27 protein-coding genes are annotated in these 23612 nt (G+C 66.0%); 16 read left to right on the top strand and 11 right to left on the bottom strand.

What is annotated here, in order from left to right; translation table 11 throughout:
- Positions 1-172 precede the first annotated feature (172 nt).
- From rph to hemW, 3 genes are read left to right on the top strand one after another with little or no spacing between them, the layout of a single operon-like run.
- Positions 173-895 (top strand): ribonuclease PH, encoded by a 723-nt coding sequence (rph, locus tag K7G82_RS10300; RefSeq protein ID WP_222989749.1) that lies wholly within the window; start codon positions 173-175, stop codon positions 893-895.
- Entirely contained in the window at positions 892-1512 is a 621-nt protein-coding gene (gene rdgB, locus K7G82_RS10295) for an RdgB/HAM1 family non-canonical purine NTP pyrophosphatase (protein ID WP_222989748.1), read from the top strand. Before rph ends, rdgB begins: the two co-directional genes overlap by 4 nt.
- Positions 1509-2678, top strand: coding sequence for a radical SAM family heme chaperone HemW (gene hemW / locus K7G82_RS10290; protein WP_222990253.1), 1170 nt, complete (start codon positions 1509-1511; stop codon positions 2676-2678). The genes rdgB and hemW overlap by 4 nt, the downstream gene beginning before the upstream one ends.
- A gap of 62 nt (positions 2679-2740) precedes the next feature.
- Here the strand turns inward: hemW and K7G82_RS10285 are convergent, their stop codons facing one another.
- Positions 2741-3937 carry a penicillin-binding protein activator gene (locus tag K7G82_RS10285; RefSeq protein WP_222989747.1) on the bottom strand — a complete coding sequence of 399 codons (1197 nt, stop codon included), beginning with the start codon at positions 3935-3937 and terminating at the stop codon, positions 2741-2743.
- A gap of 11 nt (positions 3938-3948) precedes the next feature.
- On the opposite strand from K7G82_RS10285, the gene rsmI reads away from it, so the two are divergent.
- Genes rsmI through K7G82_RS10265 form a run of 4 tightly spaced genes read left to right on the top strand, consistent with a single transcriptional unit; the run spans position 3949 to position 6743 of the window.
- Positions 3949-4788 (top strand): 16S rRNA (cytidine(1402)-2'-O)-methyltransferase, encoded by an 840-nt coding sequence (rsmI, locus tag K7G82_RS10280; RefSeq protein WP_222989746.1) that lies wholly within the window; start codon positions 3949-3951, stop codon positions 4786-4788.
- Positions 4785-5135, top strand: a complete 351-nt coding sequence (locus tag K7G82_RS10275) for a YraN family protein (protein ID WP_222989745.1) — start codon at positions 4785-4787, stop codon at positions 5133-5135. Before rsmI ends, K7G82_RS10275 begins: the two co-directional genes overlap by 4 nt.
- 52 nt (positions 5136-5187) lie before the next feature.
- Positions 5188-6144, top strand: coding sequence for a glutathione synthase (gene gshB, locus K7G82_RS10270; RefSeq protein ID WP_222989744.1), 957 nt, complete (start codon positions 5188-5190; stop codon positions 6142-6144).
- Complete coding sequence (locus K7G82_RS10265; RefSeq protein WP_222989743.1) at positions 6144-6743, top strand: DedA family protein; 600 nt, start codon at positions 6144-6146, stop codon at positions 6741-6743. The genes gshB and K7G82_RS10265 overlap by 1 nt, the downstream gene beginning before the upstream one ends.
- 405 nt (positions 6744-7148) lie before the next feature.
- Here the strand turns inward: K7G82_RS10265 and K7G82_RS10260 are convergent, their stop codons facing one another.
- The 4 genes from K7G82_RS10260 to K7G82_RS10245 form a co-directional block, all read right to left on the bottom strand.
- The gene (locus K7G82_RS10260) at positions 7149-7580 is read right to left on the bottom strand and encodes an ExbD/TolR family protein (RefSeq protein WP_222989742.1); all 432 of its coding nucleotides are present in this window, start codon (positions 7578-7580) and stop codon (positions 7149-7151) included.
- A gap of 18 nt (positions 7581-7598) precedes the next feature.
- Positions 7599-8090: an ExbD/TolR family protein gene (locus K7G82_RS10255; protein WP_222989741.1), complete on the bottom strand. Its 492-nt coding sequence runs from the start codon at positions 8088-8090 to the stop codon at positions 7599-7601.
- Between the two features lie 96 nt (positions 8091-8186).
- Complete coding sequence (locus tag K7G82_RS10250; RefSeq protein ID WP_222989740.1) at positions 8187-8999, bottom strand: MotA/TolQ/ExbB proton channel family protein; 813 nt, start codon at positions 8997-8999, stop codon at positions 8187-8189.
- 60 nt (positions 9000-9059) lie between these two features.
- Positions 9060-9716 (bottom strand): energy transducer TonB, encoded by a 657-nt coding sequence (locus tag K7G82_RS10245; protein ID WP_222989739.1) that lies wholly within the window; start codon positions 9714-9716, stop codon positions 9060-9062.
- Positions 9717-9975: 259 nt separating this feature from the next.
- Here K7G82_RS10245 and K7G82_RS10240 point away from each other — a divergent pair, with 259 nt between their 5' ends.
- Entirely contained in the window at positions 9976-10851 is an 876-nt protein-coding gene (locus tag K7G82_RS10240; protein ID WP_246623400.1) for a hypothetical protein, read from the top strand.
- Here K7G82_RS10240 and K7G82_RS10235 read toward each other — a convergent pair.
- A complete protein-coding gene (locus tag K7G82_RS10235) occupies positions 10827-11591 on the bottom strand; it encodes an SDR family oxidoreductase (protein ID WP_222989738.1) in 765 nt (254 codons plus the stop codon). The genes K7G82_RS10240 and K7G82_RS10235 overlap by 25 nt on opposite strands.
- Positions 11592-11598: 7 nt before the next feature.
- Complete coding sequence (locus K7G82_RS10230; RefSeq protein WP_222989737.1) at positions 11599-11970, bottom strand: dihydroneopterin aldolase; 372 nt, start codon at positions 11968-11970, stop codon at positions 11599-11601.
- A gap of 130 nt (positions 11971-12100) precedes the next feature.
- Between K7G82_RS10230 and K7G82_RS10225 the strand changes: the two genes are divergently transcribed.
- The 4 genes from K7G82_RS10225 (at position 12101) to K7G82_RS10210 (ending at position 15058) form a co-directional block, all read left to right on the top strand.
- A complete protein-coding gene (locus K7G82_RS10225; RefSeq protein ID WP_425517257.1) occupies positions 12101-12643 on the top strand; it encodes a GNAT family N-acetyltransferase in 543 nt (180 codons plus the stop codon).
- 71 nt (positions 12644-12714) lie between these two features.
- Entirely contained in the window at positions 12715-13266 is a 552-nt protein-coding gene (locus K7G82_RS10220) for a DUF1285 domain-containing protein (RefSeq protein ID WP_222989736.1), read from the top strand.
- On the top strand, positions 13263-13865 hold the full coding sequence (locus tag K7G82_RS10215) for a CoA pyrophosphatase (RefSeq protein WP_222989735.1): 603 nt from the start codon (positions 13263-13265) through the stop codon (positions 13863-13865). The genes K7G82_RS10220 and K7G82_RS10215 overlap by 4 nt, the downstream gene beginning before the upstream one ends.
- Positions 13853-15058 carry a CCA tRNA nucleotidyltransferase gene (locus K7G82_RS10210; RefSeq protein WP_246623399.1) on the top strand — a complete coding sequence of 402 codons (1206 nt, stop codon included), beginning with the start codon at positions 13853-13855 and terminating at the stop codon, positions 15056-15058. Before K7G82_RS10215 ends, K7G82_RS10210 begins: the two co-directional genes overlap by 13 nt.
- On the opposite strand, the gene K7G82_RS10205 is transcribed toward K7G82_RS10210, so the two are convergent.
- Positions 15034-16794: a putative bifunctional diguanylate cyclase/phosphodiesterase gene (locus K7G82_RS10205; protein ID WP_222989734.1), complete on the bottom strand. Its 1761-nt coding sequence runs from the start codon at positions 16792-16794 to the stop codon at positions 15034-15036. The two genes, K7G82_RS10210 and K7G82_RS10205, sit on opposite strands and share 25 nt — an antisense overlap.
- A 99-nt stretch (positions 16795-16893) precedes the next feature.
- Positions 16894-19143, bottom strand: coding sequence for a DNA topoisomerase IV subunit A (gene parC / locus K7G82_RS10200; protein ID WP_222989733.1), 2250 nt, complete (start codon positions 19141-19143; stop codon positions 16894-16896).
- Positions 19144-19272: 129 nt separating this feature from the next.
- Here parC and K7G82_RS10195 point away from each other — a divergent pair, with 129 nt between their 5' ends.
- From K7G82_RS10195 to K7G82_RS10185, 3 genes are all read left to right on the top strand, one after another.
- Positions 19273-19626, top strand: a complete 354-nt coding sequence (locus tag K7G82_RS10195; RefSeq protein ID WP_222989732.1) for a hypothetical protein — start codon at positions 19273-19275, stop codon at positions 19624-19626.
- Positions 19627-19712: 86 nt separating this feature from the next.
- Entirely contained in the window at positions 19713-20759 is a 1047-nt protein-coding gene (locus K7G82_RS10190) for an aldo/keto reductase (RefSeq protein WP_222989731.1), read from the top strand.
- 117 nt (positions 20760-20876) lie between these two features.
- Positions 20877-21395, top strand: a complete 519-nt coding sequence (locus tag K7G82_RS10185; RefSeq protein ID WP_222989730.1) for a CAP domain-containing protein — start codon at positions 20877-20879, stop codon at positions 21393-21395.
- Between the two features lie 67 nt (positions 21396-21462).
- Here the strand turns inward: K7G82_RS10185 and K7G82_RS10180 are convergent, their stop codons facing one another.
- Positions 21463-22359: a LysR substrate-binding domain-containing protein gene (locus tag K7G82_RS10180; RefSeq protein ID WP_222989729.1), complete on the bottom strand. Its 897-nt coding sequence runs from the start codon at positions 22357-22359 to the stop codon at positions 21463-21465.
- A gap of 118 nt (positions 22360-22477) precedes the next feature.
- Between K7G82_RS10180 and K7G82_RS10175 the strand changes: the two genes are divergently transcribed.
- Positions 22478-22654, top strand: a complete 177-nt coding sequence (locus tag K7G82_RS10175; RefSeq protein ID WP_222989728.1) for a hypothetical protein — start codon at positions 22478-22480, stop codon at positions 22652-22654.
- Here K7G82_RS10175 and K7G82_RS10170 read toward each other — a convergent pair.
- Positions 22635-23573 carry a glutaminase gene (locus K7G82_RS10170; protein ID WP_222989727.1) on the bottom strand — a complete coding sequence of 313 codons (939 nt, stop codon included), beginning with the start codon at positions 23571-23573 and terminating at the stop codon, positions 22635-22637. The genes K7G82_RS10175 and K7G82_RS10170 overlap by 20 nt on opposite strands.
- Between the last annotated feature and the right edge of the window lie 39 nt (positions 23574-23612).

Here is a 23612-nt window from a genome sequence, read left to right as displayed (position 1 = left end):
CTACCGCCACCGTCGCGAGCGCGGTGATCGCGAACTTGAATATCGCCATCGCTTCCCCTCCCCACACCGCCAGTCTATCCGCTTGCCGTGCCATGAAAAAGCGGAATGACTGGATTGAGCGATCCAGCCGGTCTAAAGCCTGCGCCGAACCGTCATAGTCCAGGAGACCAGCATGCGCCCATCAGGCCGCGCACCCGATCAGATGCGTCCCATCACCATCGAGCCCCGCTTCACCCGCCATGCGGAGGGATCGTGCCTGATCGGCTTCGGCGACACGAAGGTGCTGGTGACCGCGTCCATCGAAGAGCGGCTGCCGCCCTGGCTGCGCGGCAAGGGTGAAGGCTGGGTGACGGCCGAATACGGCATGCTGCCGCGCGCCACGCACACCCGCGGCAATCGCGAAGCGGCCAAGGGCAAGCAATCGGGCCGCACGCAGGAGATCCAGCGGCTCATCGGTCGTTCGCTGCGCGCGGTGGTCGATCTGAAGGCGCTGGGTGAGCGCCAGATCACGCTCGATTGCGACGTGATCCAGGCCGATGGCGGGACGCGTACCGCCTCGATTTCCGGCGCCTGGGTCGCGCTGCGGCTCGCCGTCGATTCGCTGATGGAGCGCAAGCTCATCGAGGTCGATCCGATCAAGCAGAAGGTCGCGGCCATCTCCTGCGGCATCCATCAGGGCGTGCCCGTTCTCGATCTCGATTATATCGAGGATTCGAACGCCGGCGCCGACGCCAATTTCGTACTGACCGAGGACGGCAACATCGCCGAGGCGCAGGCGACCGCCGAAGGCGAGACCTATGACGAGGAAGCGCTGCTGCGCCTCCTGCGCCTCGCCCGCATCGGCTGCCGCGATATCTTCGCCGCGCAGGCGGCGGCGACCGGGCGCGCGGCGTGACGATCGCGCCGCAGGCCATCCGCAAGCTCGGCCCCGGCAAGCTCGTCGTGGCCAGCCATAACGAAGGCAAGGTCCGCGAAATCGCGGCCTTGCTCGCGGGCCATGGCGTGGAACCGGTTTCGGCCGCGGCGCTCGACCTGCCCGAACCCGAGGAAACGGGGACGACCTTCATCGCCAATGCCGAACTGAAGGCGCGCCAGGCGGCCGATCTCTCGGGTCTTCCGGCACTCGCCGACGATAGCGGCCTGTGCGTCGAGGCGCTGGGTGGCGAACCCGGCATATTCTCCGCCCGCTGGGCAGGCCCCAAGCGCGACTTCGGCGATGCGATGCGGCTGGTCGAACAGAAGCTGGAACAGGCCGGCGAAGATGCCGGGCGCGATGCGCATTTCGTCTGCGCGCTCGCGCTCGCCTGGCCCGACGGCCATATCGAAAGCTTCGAAGGGCGCGTGGACGGCGTGATGGTCTGGCCGCCGCGCGGCACGCAGGGTTTCGGCTATGATCCGGTGTTCCAGCCGATCGGCCATGAGCAGACCTTCGGCGAGATGGAGCCCGAGGCGAAGCACGCGATGAGCCATCGCGCCGACGCCTTCGCCAAGCTTGTGGCGGCGGTGTTCTGACCGAAGCCCGATCTCGCGCGGAATCGAACGGGCCGCTCGCCCTTTACGTCCACTGGCCCTTCTGCGTCTCCAAATGCCCCTATTGCGACTTCAACAGCCATGTCCGCGATACGGTGGACCAAGCGGCCTGGCGCGCGGGGCTGCTCGCCGACCTCGCGCATGAAGCCGCGCTGACGCCGGGTCGCGCACTTGGCTCGATCTTCTTCGGCGGCGGCACGCCGTCGCTGATGCCCCCCGACACCGTCGCCGCGCTGATCGATGCGGCGGCCGGCCACTGGGCGATCGCGGATGATGTCGAGATCACGCTGGAGGCCAATCCTTCGTCCGTGGAAGCGGCACGCTTCGGCGATCTCGCACGCGCCGGCGTCAATCGCGTCTCGCTGGGTCTTCAGGCGCTCGACGACGAAGCGCTGGTGTTTCTCGGTCGCGCGCACGGCGTCGCCGAAGGGCTGGGCGCGCTCGACACGGCACAGACGGCCTTTGCCCGTGTCAGTTTCGACCTGATCTACGCTCGGCCGGGCCAGTCGCCCGAGGACTGGGACGCCGAACTCGGTCGCGCGCTCGGCTTCGGCACCGAACATCTCTCGCTCTACCAGCTCACCATCGAACCCGGCACCCGCTTCGCGACGCTGGCGGCGCAGGGCCGGCTCGATCCCGTCGATCCCGACCTCGGCGCCGACCTGTTCGAACAGACCCGCGAGAGGACAGCCGCGGCCGGGCTGCCCGCCTACGAAATTTCGAACCATGCCCGTCCCGGCGCGGAGAGCCGCCACAACCTGACCTATTGGCGCTATGGCGATTATGCGGGCATCGGCCCCGGCGCACATGGCCGTCGCGGCGGGCTGGCCACCATCCGCCGCAAGAAGCCCGAAAACTGGACGGCGGCGATCGACCGCAACGGCCATGGCATCGAGAGCGAAACTCCACTCGCGGCGGACGAACAAGCCGCCGAAGCCCTGCTGATGGGACTGCGGCTCGCCGAAGGCGTCGATCTCGCCCGCATTGCGGCGCAAAGCACTGTCGCACAGGAAACGCTGCTCGACGGCAAGGCTGTCGCGCAATTGTCGAAACAGGGCTTGCTCTCGCTCGACGGCAGCCGGCTCACCGTCACCAATGCCGGCATGCCCCTGCTCGATCGCGTGCTCGCGGAAATCGTCGCTGTATAGAGACGATCCGGTTCAAGCCGAACCGGATCGCCTCCAGCCGTTCTTCCTTCGTCGAGGCTCGCTTACTCCGCGAAACGGGCCGGCGCGGCGCTTACCGTGGTGAACTTGCCCGCGTCGATCTGCTGCACCTCAAGCGAGCGTTCGGCGATGCCGTCACGACCGAAGCGGAAGGCGCCGTCGATGCCGGAGAAACCGCCCTGATCGGCCAGCGCCCGCGCCGGGAAGGCGGTGCCCGGTTTCCAGTCGCGCGCGACACGCGTCACCAGCAGCACCGCGTCATAGCCCAGGCTGGACAGCCGGTAAGGCGCCTTGCCGTAACGGGCGCGATATTTGGCGGCGAGTTGGTTGTAGAGCCCGTTCGAAACACTGGCGAACCAGGCGCCGCGCAACGCCGGGTTGGTCGCCAGCGACGGTTCGGTGTTCCACAATTCGGTACCCAGGAAGCGCGCCGCAGGGCCGCTGCCCTTGCGAACGAGCGGCGCCGCCTGGAGCGCCACGCCGCCGCTGTCGGCGATCAGCAGCGCATCATAGGAGCTGGTCTGGCCGAGCCGGGTGACCGCCGCGGCGATCGAACGCTGTGATCGGTCGTAATTCTGCATGCCCACCACGCGCCCGCCCGCGCCTTCGACCGCGCGGATGAAGGCGGTGGAGGCGCGTTGGCCATAGACGCCGTTGGGCATCAAGCCGGCAAAGCTGGTCACGCCGCGCGACCGGGCATGGCCGACGACGCGTTCGATCGCCTGTGCAGGGCTGTAGCCGAGCAGATAGACGCCGTTGCCCGCCACCGTCGAATCATTGGAGAAGCTGAGCAGCGGGACATTCGCGCGCCGGGAGATCGGCGCGACCGCCGCGACATCCTCGCTGAGCAGCGGCCCGAGAATGACCCGGTTGCCCTCCGCGACCGCCTTTTGCGCGGCCGCCGCGGCGCCAAGCGCGGTGTCGTAGGTCGTGATGCGGATACGCTGGCCGCCCGTATCGAGCACCGCAAGATTGGCGGCGTTGGCGATCGACTGCCCGACCGCCGCATTGGCGCCGGTCATCGGCACCAGCAGGGCGATACGATGCCGTTCCTGATCGTCGGGCAGGCCCGGCGTGATCGGTGTATCGACCTGGGGCGGACGATCCGGCCCCTGCGTCGGCGGCTTGTCGCCGCGCGGAACGATCGTCTGACAGCCGGCGACGAGCAAAGCCGCCACAAGCACCCCCAGGCGCAACCGCATCCTACCTGCCGGTTGCGGCGCAACCCCTGCCTCTGCCATGACATCCTCCGATGAACGCAAAACTTGATCCCGGTCTCTACATCGTTGCCACCCCGATCGGCAATCTGTCCGATCTATCGCCGCGCGCGGGCGCCATCCTGTCGTCGGCGGACGCGATCGCGTGCGAAGACAGCCGGGTAACCGCCAAATTGCTCAATCATCTTGGCGTCCGGCGGCCGATGATCCCCTATCACGATCACAGCGCGCCGCATGTGCGCGACGGGCTGATCGCACGCATGGCAAGCGAATCGATCGCATTGGTCAGTGATGCGGGCACCCCGCTCATCTCCGATCCGGGTTACAAGCTGGTCCGCGAGGCGCGGGCCGCCGGCATAACTGTGACGACGATTCCCGGCCCCTCGGCAGCGATCGCCGCGCTCACGCTGGCCGGACTCCCGACCGATCGCTTCCTGTTCCTGGGTTTCCTTCCCAACAAGGCAAAGGCCCGCGCCAACACCATCGCCGAAGTGGCGGACGTGCGCGCCACCCTGATCTTCTACGAATCGGGCCCGCGCCTGGCCGCCACGCTCGCGGCATTGGCTGAAGGATTGGGCGATCGCGAAGCGGGTGTCGCGCGCGAGATCAGCAAGCGCTTCGAGGAATGCGTGACCGACACGCTTTCGACACTCGCCGCGCGCTATGCCGAACATCCGCCCAAGGGCGAGATCGTCGTCGTGGTCGCACCGCCCGGCGAAGCGCCGCCGCCCCCAGCCGACGATGCGGATGCCGCGCTGGCCGAAGCCTTGATCCGCCTGCCCCCGGCGAAAGCCGCGGGCGAAGTCGCCAAGGCGTTCGGGCTGGACCGCAAGGCGCTTTACGCGCGCGCCATGGCGATGAAGAACGGCGAATGACGCGACGCGCGGCCGAACGGCGTGGCCGGATGGCCGAATCGCTGGCGGCCTGGTGGTTGCGCTTTCATGGCTGGCGCATTCTGGCCCGGCGCACTCGAACACGGCTGGGCGAAGTCGATCTGATCGCCAAACGCGGCCGTATCGTCGCGTTGGTCGAGGTGAAGGCCCGGGCCACCGACGCGGGGCTGGATCTGTCCATCGACATGCGGAGGCTGGCCCGCGTCGCCGCGGCCGCCAATGTGCTGGCCGCCCGCTATGCGCCACGCGGCGAAGATATCCGCATCGATGTGATCCTGCTCGCCCCCTGGCGACGCCCGCGTCACATCGTCAACGCCTGGCATGGGTGACAGCCTCGCCACTCTGGCCTAAAGCCGCGCAACCCGCAGGCGGAGCACAAGCATGTCCCTGAATGTCGCCGTCCAGATGGACCCGATGGAGACCCTCAACATCGCGGGGGATTCGACCTTCGCGCTCATGCTGTCGGCACAATCACGCGGCCATCGGCTATGGCATTATGACGCATCCGACCTCAGCTATTCGGCCGGAAAGGTCTGGGCGCGTGCGCATCCGGTGACGGTACAGCGCGTCGCCGGCGATCATTTCGCGTTCGGCGCCGCCGAGAATATCGATCTGGGCGAACAGATGGACGTGGTGCTGATGCGCCAGGATCCGCCCTTCGACCTCGGCTATATCACCGCGACCCATCTGCTCGAACGGATCAGCGATCGCACGCTGATCGTCAACGATCCGGCATCGGTGCGCAACGCGCCCGAAAAGGTCTTCGTGCTCGACTATGCGCAATTCATGCCGCCGACGCTGGTGACGCGCTCGCTCGACGAAGCGCGCGCCTTCCTGGCCGAGCACGGGGAAATCGTCGTCAAGCCGCTGCATGGCAATGGCGGCAAGGCGATCTTCAAGGTCGGCAGCGACGGCGCCAATCTCGCCTCGCTGATCGAAGTGTTCAACACCGCCTATCGCGAACCGCATATGATCCAGGCGTTCATTCCTGCGGTCAGCCAGGGCGACAAGCGGATCGTGCTCGTCGATGGCGAAGTGGCCGGCGCGGTCAATCGCATTCCGGGTGAAGGCGAGATCCGGTCCAATCTGGCCGTCGGTGGATCGGCGGCGAAGACCGAACTCACCGCGCGCGAAGCGGAAATCTGCGCGGTGCTCGGGCCCGAACTCAAGCGGCGCGGGCTGTTGTTCGTCGGCATCGACGTGATCGGCGGCGAATGGCTGACCGAGATCAACGTGACGAGCCCGACGGGCATCGTCGCGATCGACCGGTTCAACGGCACCGATACCGGTGCGATGATCTGGGATGCGATCGAGCGGAAGGTTGCGGCGAAACGCTGATGTCCGAATGGATCGTCAATCTCATCGACCAGTCGGGCTATCTCGGCGTCGCGTTCCTGATGTTCCTGGAAACGATGTTCCCGCCGATCCCGTCGGAGGTGATCATGCCGATCGCGGGTGTGCATGCGGCCAAGGGCGACATGTCGCTCGGGCTTGTCATCGCCAGTGGCACGGCGGGCGCGATGCTCGGCAATTATTTCTGGTATCTCGCCGCGCGCGTGATCGGTGTCGAGCGCTTCCGGCCCTTCATCGAGCGATTCGGCCGCTGGCTCACCATCGACTGGCATGAAGTGGAGCGGGCCGAAAAATTGTTCGGCCGCTACGGATCCGCCTTCGTCTTCTTCGCGCGCATGCTGCCCACGCTGCGCTCGCTGATCTCGATTCCCGCCGGCCTGCTGCACATGCGGCTCTCCACCTTCGTGATCTGGTCGACGATCGGCACGGCGGGATGGACCAGTCTGCTCGCTGTCTCCGGCTGGATGCTCGGGCGCAATGTCGACAAGGTCGATGATTTCGTCGGCCCGGTCTCCAGCGCGGTCATCGTGCTGATCATCGCCGCCTATGTGTGGCGGGTGATCTTCTGGCGGCCGAAACGCTGACCGCAATCCCGCGGAAGGCGCCCGTTGCGATATCGCATCCGGCCGGGTGACGCATGGCGAGGGAGATTGTCCTGCCGGCCTGGACGAATGCCATGGTCCGGTTGCCCCCCCCCGGATTGCCGCGCCGTCATCTATCCTGGAAGCGCCGGAACGGATCGTGAAGCGTGGCTGCACACATCGTCCTGGATATCCGCGTGCGCATCCTGTTGTGAAAGGCCGTTTCAATCCCGGCTTCTGCAGGGGCGCGGCCCCTCCCTGCCGACCGATATACCGCTCGTCGACACGCGCTCAGGCGATGGCGGGTGGCGGCTGATCGAGAGCCGCATGCCGACGGCCGGACGATAGACAAAGAAAAAGGGGCGATCCTGACCGGACCGCCCCCGATTCCCGCTTCTGATCCGAGGATCAGAAAGCGCGATACTGCTCGTTGCCGACGAAGCCCATCTTGGTCACCTGGGACTTCTTGATGATCGCCAACACCTGATCGACCGTATCGTAACGGGCCTGGGCGTCGGGCTGGAAGTGCAGCTCGGGCTCGGGCTCCATCACCTTGGTCCGGTCGAGATACTGACGCAGCGTGACCCGATCGATCGGCGCGCCGTTCCAGTAAGTTACACCAGCCGGATCGATGGTGATCTTGTTCTTCTCGGGATCGATCGGCGGCGGGTTCTGCCGCGCGTTCGGATCGTCGATCGGAAGGTCGATCTTCACCGCATGGGTCTGGATCGGGATGGTGATGATGAACATGATGAGGAGCACGAGCATGACGTCGATCAACGGCGTCGTGTTCATTTCCATCATCGGCTCGCCGTCGTCGCGGCCACCGCTCATTGCCATGTCAAACTACTCCTGATCTCAGAGACGCTGGGCCACGAAGCTGCCCGCAGGCGGCTGCGAGATGAAACCGACGCGTGCGAAACCGGCCATCTGCATCGTGAAGATCGTACCACCGATGCAGCGATAGGGCGTATTCACGTCGCCGCGGATATGCGCTTCAGGCATGTCTTCCGCGGTGAAGTTCTCGATACCACCCTTCTTTTCGATTTCCGCCTTCAGCTTCGCGACCGCGCGATCCAGCAGTTCCTGCGAATTGACGCGCGTGAGGTTCCAGTAAACCTCGCACTCGCCGCTCGGGCTTGCCTTGACCGAAAGCGAGACGTTCTCCGGCTTTGTGGTCGTCGGATCGTGGCGAACTTCGGGAAGCTTCACGTCGATCGTCTGAATCACGACGGGAACGGCGATCAGGAAGATGATGAGGAGCACCAGCATGACGTCCACGAGGGGCGTCGTGTTGATGTCGGACATCGGGGTCTCGTCGCCGCCCGCGTCGCCTACACTCATTGCCATTGTATTAGGATCCTATCCTGCTGAATTCGGGACACCCTGGCGAGCGCCCGCAAATGGCGGCGGCGACGCGCCCGATGGCGCGCCGCCGCTATCCGTTCAGGCCTTGGGCGCACCAGCCGTCGTCGTGCCGACGCCGGGCTTCGGAGCCGCGGCCGGCGGGGCGACCTTGGCGGCGCCACGAGCGGCGATGGTCGGCTTCACGGCGCCGTTCGAAGCCATGTAGCCCAGCACGTCGTTCGCGAAGGCCGACAGGTCTTCGGCGATCGACTTGTTGCGGCGCTGCAGCCAGTTGTACGCGAGCACCGCGGGAACGGCGACGACCAGACCGAGCGCGGTCATGATGAGCGCTTCACCGACCGGACCGGCGACGACGTCGATCGACGCCTGACCCGACGCACCGATCTTCACGAGCGCGCGGTAGATGCCGACCACGGTACCGAACAGACCGATGAAGGGAGCGGTCGCGCCGACGGTGGCGAGGAAGGCCAGGCCGCCGTTGAGCTTCGAGTTGATCGAAGCCTGGCTGCGGCTGAGCGAGCCGTGCAGCCAGTCATGCGCTTCGACCGGATCGGTCAGCTTGCCATGCTGTTCCTGCGCGGTCAGGCCGTCATCGACGATCTGCTTGTAGGCCGAGTTCTTCTCGAGCTTGGCGGCGCCTTCCTTCAGGCTCGGATTGCCCCAGAAGCTGGCGCGGACGCGCTTCGACTGGTTGATGATCTTCTGCTGATCGAACAGCTTGGTGAACATGATGTAGAAGGAGAAGATCGACATCGCGACCAGGATCAGGAACACGGCCCAGGCGATGGCGCCGCCCTGCTCGAGCGCGGCCCACAGACCATAGGGGTTCTCCCCGCCATGTGCGGCGGCGGCGTTGGCGGCTCCGGCCGCAGCAGCAAACTGGATCAACATTCGGGTTATTCCTCTTCAAAAACTGAAAATGTTCAGGATGTTCTTGTTAGATAAGCGAACTCAATTGTCCGGCAGCACCCAGCGAACGCGACGCGACGACTTGGAGCGGGTTGGAGCTCCGTTCGAGTCGACGGCCGGCGTGTAGCGGGCGCGACGGGTGAGCGCGGCACAGGCTGCGCGGTCGAGATCGGAGTTACCGCTGGATGCGGTCACCACGCAGTTCTCGACGCGGCCCTCAGCATTGATATCCCAGGAAATCGAGGTCGTGCCCTGTGCACCGGCACGGATCGCCGAAGGCGGATAATCGTCATTGGTGATCCAGCGTGCCGGATCGCCCTTGGCGCCGGCAGCCTTGCTGATGGCAGGCGGCGGCGGCGGTGGCGGCGGAGCGGCGACCGGCGTCGGCGGGGACGGCGGCGGCGGACGATCGACCGTCACGATCTGGGGGGGAGGCGCGACGTTCGTCTGAACGATCGGCGGCGGAGTCACGACCGGCGGCGGCTCGATCTGCTTTTCGGGCGGCGGCGGCGGCGGCTCTTCCTCGGGTGGTGGGGGTTCGTCTTCGACATCGAAGACGTTCAGATCCTCGGCCGCCTTCTTGACCACATTATAGGCCAGTCCGGTGACGAAGGCGTAGCCGAGTACCGCATGCAATAGGACGACGACTATAATCGCCACCATGCGGCTCGAACTCATCGATTGATCAGCGTAAGCCATTCAGAAACGACACTCCCTCATATTCCTCGGATCGCGGAGGCTTCGGACGATGGACGCACCAAGGCAAGGCGCCAGGAGAACGTCAACGATCCGGTCCCGCCACGATTTTATGTCCTAAGGCAGAACGCGAGTCTCTATCGCTCCGTGCATTTTGACGCAATTGCTTTGTTTCGCCCGAAACGCTTCGGTTCGCCGGAGCGTTGCAGGCCCCGTTAATCCGTTTTTTGCCATAAGCCCGGCGTCACGTTACGGAGAGTTTATGACGTTTGAAAGACTGGCGTTTCCGCTGTTCGCGGCGCTCGCCCTCACCCCCGCGAATCTCCTCGCCCAGGCGGCTCCCGCGCGCCCGGCCGCCGGGTCAGGCTATGCAGCGACGGCATATACCTATGCCGATTTAGCCGATCTTTCAGCCAATGCGCCCGTTGTCATCGACGCCCAGATCAAGTCGGCGATTCGCATCGAGGAGGGCGCGCCGGCCGGCATGGCGCGCTTCTATGTCGAGGCGACGGTTCGGTCGTTGATTCGCGGCCCGGCGGGCAGCCCGGCGCTGGTCACCTATGTCGCCGACGTACCGGTCGACGCGCGCGGGAAGCCCCCCAAGCTCAAGAAGATGCGCGTGCTGCTTCTCGCCCGCCAGGTGGCGGGCAAGCCCGGCGCCCTGCAATTGCTCGCCCCCCACGCCCAGATCCCGTGGAGTCAACCGGTGGACACCCAGCTCCGGGCGATATTGGGCGAACTGACCGCAGCCGGCGCACCGCCGAGGATCACGGGCATCCGCAGCGCCTTTCATGTGCCCGGCACCGTCAAGGGCGAAGGGGAAACCCAGATCTTCGTGCAGACCGAGACCGGTAATCCGGTTTCCTTCTCGATCCTGCGCCGACCCGGCGAGATCGCCCGATGGTCGGTCGCGCTCGGCGAGATCGTCGACGAAGCCGCCGGCCCGCCAAAGCCCGGCACGCTGCTCTGGTACAGGCTGGCCTGCGCGCTGCCGCCGCAACTGCCCGAACGGGCGATCGATCCGGGCGACCCGGCCAATGCCGCGCAGGCGCGCGAGGATTATCGCGTCGTGCGCGATGGCCTGGGCCCTTGCGAGCGCCGACATCCGGCGATTCAGGTCTCGTCGCGCCCCAGATAGAGGAAGTCGCGGCCGAAGCTGCGCAAATGCGCACCGCCGTCGACGAAGATCGTCTGGCCGGTGACCGCATTCGCCCCCGCCAGATAGACGACCGCATCGGCGACGTCCTCGGGGTCGGGCAGCATGCAGAGGGGCATCTCCTGCTCCAGCCTTACCATCTGTGCCGGCAGATAATCCTCCGTCGGCAGCGTCAGTCCCGGCGCGACCGCGCAGACGCGCGCCTGCGGCGCCAGCGTGCGCGCGAGCATGTCGGTGGCCCCGGCGAGAGCCAGTTTGGAGAGCGTGTAGCTCGCCTGGTCCCCCGCCGGATGGACGATGCGCTGATCCAGGATGTTCACGATCGCCGCCGGCGCGCCGGGTTGCGCGCGCGCCGCCACGTCGCGCGCCAGCAGCACGGGCGCGGCGCTGTTGATCGTGAAATGCGCGATCAGCGTATCCGCCGTCATATCCTCAGGCCCATCGAGCCCGAACATCGAGGCATTGTTGACCAGCAAGGTCGGCGGCTGACCGAAATGCGTGGTCACGCGTTCGACCAGCCCGGCAACTTGTCCGGTATCCGAAAGATCGGCTGCGAAGCCGTCCCAGATCGCACCCCATTGCGTCAGCCGGGCGCGCAGGGCGGGGTCCGGCTCCGGATGCTCGCGCGAATGGAGCGCCAATGCCCAGCCCGCCTCCGCGAGCCGGCCGGAGATCGCGGCGCCCAGCCTGTGGCAGCCGCCCGTGACGAGCGCGAGCTTCACCGCGCGCTCATCGCCGGTGCCTCACCAGCGAGATGCCGATCGACTCGCCCGCCTCGGCGATGGCGATCTTCACGATCTCGACCTCGACTCGCTGCACCCGTGCATCCTGCACCATCAGCGTTTCAACGATATGATCGGCGATCGCCTCGACCAGTGTGAAATGCTGCCCCTCCGGCAGAGCCGACGTCACCGCATGTTTCAGGTCCATATAGTTTTTCGACGCGGAGAGCGGCGTTTCGGGCGCGAAATGCGCGGGGCAGTCGATATCGACGCGCACCGAGATCCGCAGCGGCTGGGGAAGATGCGTCTCTTCCGAGTAGATGCCGGTGAGCACCGGAACCTCGAGATCGAGCACGCGCAACTGAAGACGATCGTCCATTGAGACCCTGTTCCAAGGCTGTTTCGGCCTCCGTATCACGGCTGGCGCGCGATTCACGCTTTTCTTGCGTGCCGGAATCGCTAAATGCCCGCGACCGCCGGCCCCTGCCCGGCCCGATGAAAGGATCCAGGTGTCGCATCCCGCAAAGATCGACGCCGCGAACGCAAACGCGGCGGACGCGATCGATATCGTCCCAATCGCCCATGTCTCCGAAGACGCGGTCGAAGCCTTGCTCGACGATGCGTTCGGAACCGACCGCCATGGCCGTACCGCCTATCGCCTGCGCGCGGGAACGCGCGCGATTCCAGCACTGAGCTTCGCCGCGCTCGACACGGCCGGCGCGCTGCTCGGCACGATCCAGTGCTGGCCGGTCAGGATCGGCGACGCCGCGATGGTGATGGTCGGCCCGGTCGCGGTTGAACCCGCCGTGCAGCGCGGCGGCATCGGCCGCGCGCTGATGCAGGCGATGCTCGACGCGGCGGATGCCGGCGCCTGGCCGCCGCTGATGATGATCGGCGATCCCGAATATTACGGGCGGTTCTTCGGCTTCAGCGCCGATGGAACCGCCGGCTGGATCGTGGACGGCCCGGTCGAGCGCCGCCGCCTGCTCGCCCGTGCGCGCGCCGGTCAACCAATGCCCGCCGCCGGCGAAGTGCTGCCGCGCCCCGAGTGACGCGCCATTATCCGGCCGGATGACGGCCGGATGACATTGCGTACGTCCCGCCGACGCCCTAACTCCGCGCCATGCCTTCGATCGAACCGCCCGCCGACCTGACCGGCCTTTCGCTCGCCGAGATCGCGCGGCTTGCCGAGGAGCGACGGCTGCCGCCCGTCGAGAAATGGAACCCCACCCATTGCGGCGACAGCGAAATGCGGATCGCGCGCGACGGCACCTGGTATCATCAGGGGTCGCCGATCGGTCGACCGGCGATGGTGCGGCTCTTCTCGACGATCCTGCGGCGCGAGGCTGATGGCGGCCATGTGCTCGTCACGCCGGTCGAGAAACTCGATATCGCGGTGGACGACGCGCCGTTTCTCGCGGTCGAGGTCAAGGTGGAAGGTGACGCGCTCGCTTTTCGGCTGAATACCGGCGATATCGTCGTCGCTGGGCCCGACCATCCGCTGCGCTTCGCCGAAACCGTCGATGGGCCGCACCTCTATCTTCATGTGCGCGGCGGGCTGGAAGCGCTTGTCGCCCGCTCGGTCTGGTATGAGCTCGCCGATCTCGCGCTCGATCACGAGCCGCCCGGCCTGTGGAGCCGTGACACCTTCTTTCCGATCGAGGAGGCGGCATGATGCTGGCCGACAAGCTGCGCCGGGCGCTCGACGCCGGCCACCGGGGATCGCCGATCCTGCTGGCGGGCGACAATCGCGACGCCGTGCTCGGCAAACAGGATATATTGGTGCCCGCCGCCGTGCTGGTCGCGGTCACGGATCGCGCCGATCCCGGCGTGATCCTGACCCAGCGCACCGAAACGCTGCGCAAACATGCCGGCCAGATCGCCTTTCCCGGCGGCAGGATCGATGCCGGCGACACGGGCGCGGTGAGCGCCGCCTTGCGCGAGGCGGAGGAGGAGATCGCGCTGCCGCCATCGGCGGTGACGGTGATCGGCGAAACCGACCCCTATCGCACCATCACCGGCTTTCAGGTGACGCCCGTGGTTGGCGTGGTGCCGCCCGACATCAGGTTCCGCGCCAATGACGCCGAGGTCGCCGACGTCTTCGAAGTGCCCCTCTCCTTCCTGCTCGAGCCCATGAACCATCTCGAACAGGCGGTGGAGTGGCAGGGCCGCGAGCGCCATTATTACGAGATCACCTATGGCGAACGGCGGATCTGGGGCGCGACCGCGGCGATGATCGTCAACCTGGCGCGGAGGCTCGCTTGGACGGAGTGACGCTGCCCGAAGCCGCATGGCGGACACGCGAGGGGCTGGACAGGCTGTTGCAGGCGCTGGGCGCCGATGACGGGCTGGCCCGCTATGTCGGCGGCGCCGTGCGCGACACGATCATGGGCATCGCGGTCAACGATATCGACATCGCCACGCCGCTGGCGCCCGACGATGCGATGCGCCGGCTGCAACAGGCGGGAATCAAGGTGATCCCCACCGGTATCGCGCATGGCACGGTGACCGCCGTGCTGGCCGACGGGCCGATCGAGATCACCACGCTGCGGCGCGACGTCTCCACCGACGGCCGCCGCGCGACCGTTGCCTTTTCCAATGATTGGCGCGAAGACGCGGCACGGCGCGATTTCACGATCAACGCGCTTTACGCCGATCCGCTGACCGGTGCCGTGTTCGATTATTTCGGCGGCCTGGCCGATCTGGAAGCCGGACGCATCCGCTTCATCGGCGACGCCTTGACCCGGATCGCCGAGGATCATCTGCGCATCCTGCGCTTCTTCCGTTTCCACGCCCGGTTCGGCCGTGGCGCGCCCGACGCGGAAGCGCTCACCGCCTGCAGGCAGCGCGCGCGTGACCTGATGGCGCTTTCGCGCGAGCGCATCGCCGATGAACTCACCAAGCTGCTCGCGCTGCCCGATCCCTTTCCCACCATCGCGCTGATGCTGGAGAACGGCATATTGGCGCCTGCCCTGCCCGAGATCGATCAGGCCGGGCTCGACCGGCTTGGCGTATTGTTGTCACAGGAGCGGGAGATCGCGGCGTCTCCGGACGCGGTCCGCCGGCTGATCGCGCTGCTGCCCCAGGACACCGCCGCCGCCGATGGCGTGGCGTCTCGGCTGCGCCTGTCGAACGCGCAGCGCAAACGCATCGCCGCCGCACTGGCGCCCGATCCCAGCGATCCGGTGGAAGCGCTCTACCGGCTTGGCCATGAGGGTGCCCTGGATCGGCTGCTGCTGGCGACCGATGCGGCTGCGCAATGGGCGCGCATCCGTGATCGCGATCGCCCCGTCTTTCCCCTGCGCGGCGGCACGCTGGTCGCGCGCGGGCTGACCGCCGGCCCGCGCGTGGCGCAGGCGATGCAGGCGATCGAGCGGCGCTGGATCGAGGAAGGCTTTCCGGGAGAAACGCGCATCGGCGAAATCGCCGACGCCGAAGTCGATCAACTGTTGCGCGCGACCAGATAGTCATAGGCCTGATCCGTATCGAGCGGATCGGAATAGAAATAGCCCTGCCCCGTCGCGCAACCGAGCGCGGCCAGCGTACGGGACAGTTCGAACGACTCGATGCCTTCCGCCGTGGTCTTCATGCCCAGCGCGTCGGCGAGCGACAGCACGGCGCGGACGATCGCGATCTTGTTCTTGTCGAGCAACATGCCGGTGATGAAGCTGCGGTCGATCTTCAATATGTCGATCGGCAGGCGCTGGAGATAGGCGAGGCTCGAATAGCCCGTGCCGAAATCGTCCATCGCGATCGTGGTGTCGAGCGCCTTCAGCCCGTCGAGCACGCGCACCGCGCGTTCGGGGTCGGCGATGATCGCGCTTTCGGTCAATTCCAGCGTCAGCCGATTGCCCGCGATGCCCGTCGCCGCCAGCGCCTCCGCCACAGCCGCGCACATATCGTCGCGCACGATCTGGATCGCGGACAGGTTGACGCTCATCCGCACCGGCAACGCCGATCCCGCGCGCCGATCCCATTCGGCCAGCGTGCGGGCCGCATTGGTCAGCGCCCAGCGACCGAGCGGGACGATCAGCCCCGATTCCTCGGCGACGGGGATGAAGTCCTGCGGGCCGATCGTGCCATGCTCGGGATGCTCCCAGCGCGCCAGCGCCTCGAAACCGGACACATTTTCGGAGGAAAGGTCGATAAGCGGCTGAAAGGCCAGATGGAGCTGCCCGACCTCGATCGCGCGCCGCAGTTCGGTCTCCATGCTGAAACGATGACGCGCGAGGTGGAAAGCGGTCGGCTGGTAGATCTCGATCTTGCCGGTTTCCTTCGCGCGCTTGAGCGCGAACTGGGCGTGGCGGACAAGCTTCTCGACATCGCTCTGCTCGTCGAGCATCAGCGCGCAGCCGACGCTGCAATCGACGCGGATCTCAAGATCGGTGAGCCTGAAGGGCGATGCCAGCGCTTCCTTGATCCGGCGCCCGACATGCAGCGCATCGCCCGGCCCGTCGACAAGCCGGATGAGCATGCCGAATTCGTCGCCCCCGGTGCGCGCCAGCCGGTCGCCCGACCGCATCGCCTTGAGCAGGCGTCGCGCCACGGTGATGATCAGCTCATCCCCCGCGATCGCGCCGATGCATTCGTTGATCCGGCTGAAGCGGACGAGATCGATCACGAGCACCGCAAAATGCCCGTCCTGTTCGGCGGCGTCCTCCAGCAATTCGGTGAAACCGGCGCGATTCGGCAAACCGGTCAGGCTGTCCGACAGCATTTCACGGCGCAGATTCTGTTCGGTCCGCACCTGCGCCGTCTGGTCGAGCAGGAAGACCATGCAGCGCCGCTTGTCGTCCGGCGTATCGACCAGCCGCGTCATCTTTACGGTGAAATGGCGCTGTTCGATCGGGCTGCCGTCATTCCAGACGAACTCGTCGCTCGCGTCTCCACTCGTCAGGAAGGCGCGGACGCGCGCGCCCAGGCCGTTGCGTTCCAGGATCGGCGCATCGTCGCCGTCGAACGTGGAGATCGGCGTTTCATAACGCTTGAAGATCGGATTGCTGCATTCGACGAACGTCTTGCCGGACTTGCTGACCGCAACCAGCGCGGCGGCGATCGGCAGAGTGTCCAGAAGCTGTTGGCGCGCCTCGAAAAATTTCTGAAGCGGGGTTTCGGCGACGCGCAGCCCAAGGGGTAGCTGCGCCGGAATTCCGGCCTGCCGTTCGAGGCGTTTGTCGCCCCTGATTTTCGACACAACACGCATGCGGACCCGGCCTAGCCCGGATCAGGTAAATTCTTCGTGAAACTAGGTTAATGGCAACGACAACACGAGACCGCCCGAGAAGAGGCCGGGTTGCCCTTCTCAGACGAAGCGGTTGTTGCGCGGAAAGCCCGTTGGCGGCATGCGGCCGGCCGCGCCACGGGCGACGCGCCATGGCGTCAGATCGGTTTCCGTTCGCGTGCGCCCGGTCTCGCCGCCCATCGTCCAGCTCAACCCCTCCTCGAAGCGGAAGGCGATCACGTCGGACAGGCCGCCATCGCGATATTTCTGGATGGTGACGCCCTGCCCGCGCCCCATTTCGGGCAGCTCGTTCAACGGGAACACCACCAGTTTGCGATTGTCGCCGATCGCCGCGACATAATCGGCCTCGGCCGGAACCGCCCTCACCACCTTCAGCTTCGCGCCAGGGCGGAGATTGACGAGTTGCTTGCCCTTGCGCGTCTCCGCGACCGCCTCCGCCGTCGCGGCGATGAAGCCGCGACCATCGGACGACGCGACGAGCAGCTTGTCCGACGCCGAAGCGGGCACCAGCGCGACGATGCCGACATCGCCCTCCATATCGATCATCAGCCGCACCGGCTCGCCGAAACCGCGCCCACCCGGCAATTTGTCCCCACCGAGCGTGTAGAAGCGCCCGGTATCGGCGGCGAGCAGGATCTTGTCGGTGGTCTGCGCGTGGAAAGCGAAGGCGGGCCCATCGCCTTCCTTGAACTTGACCGCATCGGCCGAAGCGAGGTCGATATGGCCGCGCATCGCGCGAATCCAGCCGCGCTGCGACATGATCACCGTGATCGGCTCGCGCTCGATCATCGCCTCAAGCGGAATCTCGCGCGCGGGGGCGGCTTCCTCGATCGTGGTCCGCCGCGCGCCAAGCGGGGTTTCCAGCCCGTAACGCTCGCGCAGCACACCGAGATCGCGCTTCAGCCGCGTGCGCTGGCGCGCCGGGCTTTCGATGAGCGCGACCAGCCCCTCGCGCTCCTTGGCGAGGTCGTCGCGCTCCTTGCGGATTTCCATTTCCTCGAGCTTGCGCAACGAACGCAGCCGCATGTTGAGGATCGCTTCGGTCTGGCGGTCTGTCAGGCCGAACTCGGCCATCATCACCGCCTTGGGCTCATCCTCGGTGCGGATGATCTCAATCACGCGATCGAGGTTGAGATAGGCGATCAGATAGCCGTCGAGCAGCTCGACGCGGTCGTCGATCTTGGCCAGCCGATGCTGCGAACGGCGGATGAGCACTTCGATCTGGTGGCGAAGCCATGACGTCAGAACCTCCTTCAGCCCCATCACGCGCGGCGTCCGGTTCGCATCAAGCACGTTGAGGTTGAGCGAAATCCTGGATTCGAGGTCGGTCAGCCGGAACAGGCTTTCCATCAGCATCTCGGGCTCGACGGTGCGGCTGCGCGGCTCGAGCACCAGCCGGATCTTCTCGTCCGATTCGTCACGGACATCGGCCAGGATCGGCAGTTTCTTGTCGTTGATCAGCGTCGCGATCTGCTCGATCAGCTTCGATTTCTGGACGCCATAGGGAATCTCGGTGACCACCGCGACCCAGGTGCCCCGGCCTTCATCCTGCTTTTCCCAGCGCGAGCGGACGCGGAAACCGCCGCGCCCGATGGCATAGGCCTCCGCGATCGATGCGGCGCTGTCGATCACGATCCCGCCGGTCGGGAAATCGGGACCCTTCACATATTGCAGCAATTGCGCGGGTTCGGCGGCGGGCTGGTCGATCAGCAGCATCGCCGCGTCGATCAGCTCGGCGGCGTTGTGCGGCGGGATGTTCGTCGCCATGCCCACCGCGATCCCGCTCGCGCCATTGGCGAGCAGGTTGGGGAACAGGCCGGGCATTACCTCCGGCTCTTCATCCTCTCCATTATAGGTCGGGCGATAATCGACCGTGCCCTCGTCGAGCCCGGCCATCAGGTCGATCGCGACCTGGGTCAGCCGCGCTTCGGTGTAGCGATAGGCCGCGGCATTATCGCCATCGATATTGCCGAAATTGCCCTGGCCATCGACCAGCGGGTAACGCAGCGCGAAATCCTGCGCCAGGCGCACCATCGCGTCATAGACCGAAACGTCGCCATGCGGATGATATTTACCGATCACGTCGCCGACGACGCGCGCGCATTTCTTGTACCCCTGCCCCGGATCGAGCTTGAGCAGCCGCATCGCCCAGAGCAACCGCCGGTGCACCGGCTTCAGCCCGTCGCGCACATCCGGCAGCGATCGCGCGGTGATGGTCGACAGGGCATAGACCAGATAGCGTTCGCTGAGCGCGGTATCGAAGGGAGCGTCGACGATCTGATCGAGAGGATCGGAAAATTCAGTGGCCATGATCAGGCGATAGCAGCGCGGATTCGGCGTGGCGAGTACCCCCGATCATCTCAACCACGCTTTCCGGGCCCGCCCTATCGACGACACAATCGCATGTGAGGCTGCACGGGTGACGGTGGGGAGATCCGTGTGGCAGTGTTTTTCCTGTTCGCCCTTCAAGCCGCCAGCGCCCTGGCCGAGCCCGGCATCCCGGCCGATTTCGATCTGCGCAAGCTGCCCGAACAGGAAGAGGAGCCGCTGGACCTGACCGGATCACGGCATTGCCGATCGGAAGACGGGACGGAGATCGTGGTCTGCGCGCGTCGCAGCGGCGAGCAGCGCCATCGGCTGCGCGCGCTTCCGGACACCGATTACGCCGCCGAGCCGGTGCGCGCCGAAATGGGTGTTTTCGGCAACAGCAAGGTCGCCGTAGAGGCCGACAGCACCACCATGAACGGCCTTCGGAGCAATCGCGCGATGATCCGGCTCAAGACGCCCTTCTGATCGTTCGACGGTTCGGCGCCCGGCTTGGAGCCGGCGACCGCACCGCCTATCTTCGCCCCTCCCTCCCTCGGCCCTGGAGACCTGCCATGCGTTACAACCAGTTCGGCAATACCGGCCTGTTCGTTTCGGAAATCTGCCTGGGCGCGATGACCTTCGGCTCGTCCGCCCAGGACACGATGTGGGGCCAGATCGCCGGGCTCGATCAGGATGGCGTCGATCGGATCGTCGAACGCGCGCTCGCCGCCGGCGTCAATTTCATCGACACCGCCAATGTCTATTCGGGCGGCGAGTCCGAACGGCTGCTCGGCCAGTCGCTCCGGAACCTCGGCGTCAGGCGCAGCGATGTCGTCATCGCCACGAAGGCGTTCATCCGAATGGGGCCCGGCCCCAACGATGCTGGCGCTTCGCGCGGCCATCTCATGGATGCGGTGCAGCAGAGCCTGGACCGACTGCAGACCGATCATATCGATCTCTACCAGATCCACGGCAATGACAGCGTCACCGGCATCGACGAGACGTTGCGCGCATTGGACGACCTCGTGAGCCGCGGCCTTGTCCGTTATATCGGCGTGTCCAACTGGGCGGCCTGGAAGATGATGAAGGCGCTCGGCATCTCCGAACGCCGCGGCTTCGCCCGTTTCGAAAGCGTACAGGCCTATTATTCGATCGCCGGCCGCGATCTGGAGCGAGAGATCGTGCCCTTCATCGAATTCGAGAAGATGGGGCTGATGGTCTGGTCCCCGCTCGCGGGTGGATTGCTGTCGGGAAAATATGGCCCCGGCAGCAGCGAAGGCGAGGGCCGCCGCGCCAGTTTCGATTTTCCGCCGGTCGATCGCGACCGCGCCGACCGCGCGATCGCGGTGATGCGTGAGGTGGCGGCCGCGCATGGCGTGACGGTGGCGCAGGTCGCCCTCGCCTGGATCCTCGCCAAACCGTTCGTGACCAGCGTCATCATCGGCGCGAAGCGGCTCGACCAGCTCGACGACAATCTGAGCGCATCCGCCCTCACCCTGACCGGTGAGGATATGGCGCGGCTCGATGCCGTGAGCGCGCTTCCCGAGGAATATCCGGGCTGGATGCTCTCACGCCAGGGCAGCGGCCGGATCCCCACGCCCTTTACGCCGGTCGCCTGAACACCAAACACCCCTAACGCCCCATTCACCGCTGCCGGTTACCAATCACCAAGATCGCATCCCCTTATACTGACTCCCGCGCGCGCTCCGGGGGGACAGCGCGGCTGGGGATCCGGTATGACGAAGCGGACATGGCTGGCGAAGACTGCGCTGCTGCTGGGGCTGGCCCCGGCGCTGACCGGCGCCGTGGCGCCCGATCGCGACACGCTGATCCTGTCGGCGCACAATCGCGAACGTGCGACGCTCGGCCTGCCCGCCATGCATTGGGACGCCAAACTCGCCGCCGATGCACGCGAATGGGCGCAATATCTCGCGGCGAGCGGCGAGTTCGAGCATTTCGAGGAGGAATCGGACGATCCAAACGCCCAGGGTGAAAATCTCTGGATGGGCACGCGCGGCGCATTCCGGCCCGAAACCATGGTCGGCCACTGGATCGGCGAGAAGAAGGATTTCGTCTACGGCACCTTCCCCGACAACAGCCGCACCGGCGATCTCGAGGATGTCGGCCATTATACCCAGATCGTCTGGCGTGACACCGGCGCCGTCGGCTGCGCGATCGCGAGCAATGACGAGGACGATTATCTGGTCTGCCGTTATGCGGCGAGCGGCAATGTGATGGGCGAACGGCCCTTCTAGGCAGTTCACCCTCCTTGAAGGTCAGGCCGGCGAAAGCCGGCATCTCCCTCGGGATAGAGCCTCATCCTCAGCCCCGGTCCGCCTGATCCTTCGCGATCTCGCCCAGCAGCCATTCGCGGAAACGCTTGATCTTGGGAACGTTGCGGCGCTGCTCCGGGCAGACCAGCCAATAGGCATAGCCCCGCGACGAAAGCTGTTCGGACAGTCGCACCAGCTTGCCTTCCGCGAGATCGTTGCGCCAGAAGAACGGCGTCAGCATCGCGACGCCCTGCCCGGCCATCGCGGCATTGCCCTCATTGGCCTGTGAATCGAGCCTGACGCCCGGTTTGATCGTACCGTCCGGCACATCAACGCCCGCCTCGCGCAACCAATAGGCCCACCAGGGATCCTGCGGGCTGATCAGCGGCACATCGAGCAGATCGCGCGGATCGATCCTGCCGCCATGACGCTCCAGGAATTCGGGGCTGCACATCGGCGTGAAATCGATCGGGAGGAGCAGATCGGTCGCCAGCCCCGGCCAGGGACCGAGCCCGACGCGCACCGCCACATCGACATCGTCACTGAAATCAGTGAGCGCATCACTGGCGAGCAACCGCACCGCCATATCGGGATGCTGGACCTGGAAGCCGCCCAGTCGCCACGCGAACCAGGTGTTGGCGAAAGTCTGCGAGGTCGAGATTGTCAGCATCGACTCATCCTCGGAACGGACGCTCGCGAAGGCGCCGTCGAGCGCATCGAACGCGCCCGACACCAGGGGCGCGATGCGGCGGCCGACTTCGGTGAGGCTTACCTGACGCCGGACGCGATGGAACAAGGCGACGCCCAGTCGCTCCTCGAGCAATTTCATCTGATAGCTGACGGCCGCCTGCGTCATGCCGAGCTCCTCGGCCGCGCGCGTGAAGTTGCCATGGCGCGCGGCCGCCTCGAACACCCGGACGGCAGCGAGGGGCGGCAATCTGCGCATCGCCACATCATAAGCTACACTTATGATATCGGTCCAGCCTTTGATTGGCGGAATGCCCAGGGATCCTCCATTTGGGTGTCAGCCGGCCAGTCCGGAACAACCCGAAAGGAGCATCATCATGCGCGACGCTTATGACGCCCGGATGTGGGCGGAACATCACCAATCCTTCACCAGCGCGATCGGCGCGATCGCCAGCGCGACCATGGCGGCACTGACCAAGCTGAACGAAATTCAGTTCGAGGCACCGTGGCGCGCGCCACGCCACAACGCGAAAGTCATCCGCCCCGCGCGGTGAACACCGACCAGCCGGTGGCGTCCGACAGGCGTTCGAGCGCGAGCGATCCCAGTTGGGAATTACCGCGCTCGTTCAGCCCCGGCGACCAGACCGCGATCGACGCTTCCCCCGGCACGATCGCGAGGATACCGCCCCCGACACCCGACTTGCCCGGAATGCCGACGCGAAAGGCGAATTCGCCCGATCCGTCATAATGGCCGCAGGTGAGCATCAGCGCGTTGATCCGCCGCGCGCGAAGCGCCGAGACCACGCGCCGCCCGGTGCCGGGATGCATGCCGTCATGCGCAAGGAACCGTCCGGCCATCGCGAGCTGGCGGCAGCTCATCGCCAGCGCACACTGGTTGAAATAGACGTTCAGCGCATCCTCGACGCGCCGTTCGATGTTGCCGAACGCCTTCATGTAATTGGCGAGCGCGACATTGCGGAATCCGGTCCGCGCCTCCGATCCAGCGACATCCATATCGATCGCGATCGCGTCGTCATCCGCCAGATAGCGGACGAAGCGCAGGATTTCGCCGATCGTCGCGCGCGGATCGCCGCCACCCAGCACCACGTCGCTCACTACCAGCGCCCCCGCGTTGATGAAGGGATTGCGCGGTATGCCATGCTCCTGCTCGAGCTGGACGATCGAATTGAACGCCGATCCCGACGGTTCGCGTCCGACCCGCTTCCACAGCGCCTGCCCGGCCTTGCCCAGCGCCATCGTCAGCGTGAACACCTTGGAAATGCTCTGGATCGAGAATGCGGCATCCGCTTCGCCGGCGGTGAAGACGCGTCCGTCCGCCGCCACCACCGCGATGCCGAATCGCATCGGATCGACCTTGGCGAGCGCCGGAATATAATCGGCGACCCTGCCGCGATGCGGAGCGCCCGCAATCTCCTCTGCAATCGTATCGATGATGCGTTGGATATCAGGCACACCGCCTCCCCTTCGCCCCTCCCTTAACCGCTTGGCGGC

Source organism: Sphingomonas colocasiae, from assembly GCF_019880585.1.
GTDB lineage: Bacteria > Pseudomonadota > Alphaproteobacteria > Sphingomonadales > Sphingomonadaceae > Sphingobium_A > Sphingobium_A colocasiae.
The sequence above is the reverse complement of the archived record's forward strand: the minus strand, read 5'-3'. Positions and strand labels throughout refer to the sequence as shown.